The sequence below is a fragment of the Microbacterium sp. zg.Y909 genome (assembly GCF_024626565.1).
This window is the reverse complement of record NZ_JANJFJ010000452.1, coordinates 1-3,248: the sequence shown is the minus strand read 5'-3', so window position 1 is coordinate 3,248 and position 3,248 is coordinate 1. Positions and strand designations below refer to the sequence as shown.

The window sequence follows — 3,248 nt, the reverse complement described above, 5'->3', positions numbered from 1 at the left end:
GCTACGCCCCGGGCTGTGTGCACGCACGCGTGCGCTGAAACGACCCCGGGAAGTCTAGCCGACCGCGCCGTGTCCGCGCTGAGCCGGAGGTTCGACTACACTGGCGGAGGCCGCGGAGCTTTCCGCCGCGGGGATGTAGCTCAATGGTAGAGCCTCAGTCTTCCAAACTGATGGTGCGGGTTCGATTCCCGTCATCCCCTCCACTTATCAGCCCGTCATTCGCAGGCGACCCCGTCGCCATCACGGTCGAGCTTGCTGGAATATCCGGGGTCTCCCGCGTGGATCGGCGCCGCACCCGCCGCGCGGACCGCCGTGCAGTTCTCGTAATAGACGTCGGGTGCCGGTGCGGGTGCCGGTGCCGGTGCGGGTTCTGGTGCGGGTGCGGGCGCCGGCGCTGCGGGAACTGGCGCGAACGCGGACGTGACGGCCGGTTCGTCGGGGCATTCGGCCAGGACCCGGGCGATCGCGTCGTGCTCCGCCTGCGTCACCCACAATCCATAGGTCGCCTTGACGGACACCTGACGGGCGACATACGCGCAGCGGAACGCCTTGTTGCTCGGCAGCCAGGTGGCCGCGTCACCGTCGCCCTTCTGCGCATTCGCGCCGCCGTCGACCGCGAGCAGGTTGAGCGGATCGTTCGCGAACGAAGCGCGCTGGTCTGCCGTGAGGTGCTGCGCCCCCTTCTGCCACGCATCGGACAACGAAACCACGTGGTCGATCTGGACCTCTGCGGAGGTGTCCTGGCCGCGGACGAACCCGATGGTCTGCGCCGTGAAGGGGTCGGCGAGGATGCCGCTCATGACCTTGCAAGGGCCGGACTTCTCGATGTCGGTGAGGTCGCGGGCGAGAATGTCGTTGCGGGTGTCGCACCCGTTGCGGTCCACGTCCAACCACCGCTGCCCGAACTGGTCGCGGTCGTAACCGGTCTTCGACGCCCTCCCCTTCACCTCGAGAGTGGACAGCACCGCCAGCGCGGTCTGGTCCGCTGTCGCCGCGCTGTCGGCCGCGGTCGAGGCCTCGCCTTGGAACGTCGGATCGGTGATCTCTTCGTCCACGGGCTCGACGGTGACCGTGGGCTCGGGGGTGGGCGTCGGCGCGGAGGGCGTGGCGATCTGCGCTGCCACCGGCGCGTCACCAGGAAAGAACGTCGAGCTGACAGTGCCGGTGACCAGGAACATCGCCGCCGCGGCAGCGGTGACCACCCACGCGGTCCTTCGTGAGCGCAGCCGCAGCCACGTCGGCGTGTTCTTGGCCAGCGCGACGATTCCGGTGATGAGGACCGCCAGTGAGACCAACGCGAAGATCGGGGACAACAGGACCCCGACCAGCAGAGCGACCACCCCGACCACCGCCCAGAGCCATACCGGGAATCGTCGATCCGGCTCAGCTGGCAGTGCTGGAGGAGGCGGCATGGTTGCGAGTGGCGACGCGGGCTGCACCAGGTCCGTCCACTGGCGACCGTCCCACCAGCGTTGCTGCTGTTCGTTCTGCGGATCCGTATGCCAACCAGCAGGTGTAGTCACGACACGTTCCCGTCAGTCGCATGCCGCAAGTTTGTTGGGTTTTCGCCCCAGGTCCCCATGGACTTCCCTTGTTCAGGCAACGTTTTCAAGGCTATCCGGGTCCCAAATCTCGACTGACCACAGGGATGACAAATCCATCTCTTTCATACGCTGAACCCCCGTCGTGAGGGACCCGTTCGCGACCCACGGATCTCGGCACACAGAGGTCAGAACTTCCAAACTCATGGTGCGGGTTCGATCCCCGTGATCCCTTCCACTTCTGGTTCTTGTCCGCCGATCACGCGCGGACGGCGAACGCGCCGTGGCATCCGCCCATGCGACGACTCCGTTCACCCGGATGCGGAGATCTGCCCGGGCAAGGGCCGGATGCCGCCTACAACGCCGCATCCGGGCAGATGTCCGCATCTCGGCGAAGCGGTCCAGGCCGCACTCACCGGCGGCCGGGCGCACCGGCGGCCGTCACCGCGCTCGACGCATCCGTGCATACTGGGCGCGCGAAGCCCCGATAGTGTCGGTTATCGTCGCCCTGCTGGCACTGTGGCGCCGTGGTCGGACAGTCAGCCCGCGGACGTCGCGTCTCGGTGGTTGCGCAGGTGCGTGCGGTAGACCTCGGCGTTGCGCAGCAGCTTGCCGCGTTCGTCCTCGGTGAGCTCGCGGCGCACCTTCGCGGGCACGCCGGCCACCAGCGAACCGGGCGGCACCACGGTCCCCTCGAGTACCACCGCTCCCCCGGCCACGAGGGACCCCGCACCGATGACGGCGCCCGACAGCACGACCGCGCCCATGCCGATGAGCGATCCGTTCTCCACGGTGCAGCCGTGCACGACCGCGTTGTGCCCGATCGAGACGTCGGCTCCGATGACCACGGGGTGCCCCGGGTCCACGTGCACCGAGACGTTGTCCTGCACGTTGCTGCCCGCCCCCAGCGTGATGCTGTCGCTGTCGCCGCGCAGCACGGCGTTGTACCAGACACTCGATTCCTCGCCCAGTGTCACCGCCCCGATGATCCGCGCCCCCGCCGCGACGAACGCAGAGGCAGGCACGAGCGGCTCGCGGCCGGAGACGGACAGGACGGAGGCATCATCGGCGATCGTCATGCCACGACTCTAGGGCGGTCGTCAAGCCGCATAAGCCCAGCCTCAGCTTGCTTGCGGAATAGCCCCGCCTGAGTACCGTTGCAGAAGGTGGGGCGACTCCCCGCCGATAGGAGACGACAGCATGACGAAGAATCAGATCATTCCGGCCACCGCCGCCGACCCGACCGTCGCCGCCGGCACCGCGCAGTTCCTCACGCCGGTCGTCATGGGCCTGCAGGCGCTCGTGGTCAACGGCAAGCAGGCGCACTGGAACGTGCGCGGCGCGAACTTCCAGTCGATCCACGAACTCCTCGACACGGTCGTCGAGCACGCGCAGGGCTGGTCCGACGAAGCCGCCGAGCGCATCGTCGCCCTGGGCCTCCCCATCGACGCCCGCCTGACCACCGTCGCCCAGAAGGCCAAGCCCACCACCGTGCCCGCCGGGTTCACCCCGTGGGACGCCATGGTGCGCAGCGTGCTGGCCGACATCGACGGCATCCTCGTCGATGTGCAGGCCGCGATCGACGGTCTCGACGAGGTCGACCTCACCAGCCAGGATGTCGCCATCGGCATCAAGGCGGGCCTGGAGAAGGACCGCTGGTTCCTCTTCGCCCACCTCGCCGAGTAATCACGTCTCCACGAAGCCCCG

3 protein-coding genes, 1 tRNA gene and 1 pseudogene are annotated in these 3,248 nt (G+C 68.1%); 2 read left to right on the top strand and 3 right to left on the bottom strand.

Annotated elements, in window-relative coordinates:
* The first annotated feature begins 129 nt into the window (after positions 1-129).
* A tRNA-Gly gene (locus NQ160_RS21165) sits at positions 130-203 on the top strand.
* A 12-nt stretch (positions 204-215) separates the two neighbouring features.
* Here NQ160_RS21165 and NQ160_RS21160 read toward each other — a convergent pair.
* The 3 genes and pseudogenes from NQ160_RS21160 to NQ160_RS21155 all read right to left on the bottom strand — a co-directional run bounded on the left by NQ160_RS21160 (position 216) and on the right by NQ160_RS21155 (position 2,620).
* A complete protein-coding gene (locus NQ160_RS21160; RefSeq protein WP_308211510.1) occupies positions 216-1,340 on the bottom strand; it encodes a GmrSD restriction endonuclease domain-containing protein in 1,125 nt (374 codons plus the stop codon).
* A 93-nt stretch (positions 1,341-1,433) separates the two neighbouring features.
* Positions 1,434-1,523 (bottom strand): annotated as a pseudogene (locus NQ160_RS24775) (DUF2510 domain-containing protein); the annotation flags it as partial.
* A 557-nt stretch (positions 1,524-2,080) separates the two neighbouring features.
* Positions 2,081-2,620 carry a gamma carbonic anhydrase family protein gene (locus tag NQ160_RS21155; protein WP_257517046.1) on the bottom strand — a complete coding sequence of 180 codons (540 nt, stop codon included), beginning with the start codon at positions 2,618-2,620 and terminating at the stop codon, positions 2,081-2,083.
* A gap of 121 nt (positions 2,621-2,741) precedes the next feature.
* On the opposite strand from NQ160_RS21155, the gene NQ160_RS21150 reads away from it, so the two are divergent.
* Complete coding sequence (locus tag NQ160_RS21150) at positions 2,742-3,227, top strand: Dps family protein (protein ID WP_257517045.1); 486 nt, start codon at positions 2,742-2,744, stop codon at positions 3,225-3,227.
* The last annotated feature ends 21 nt before the right edge of the window (positions 3,228-3,248 follow it).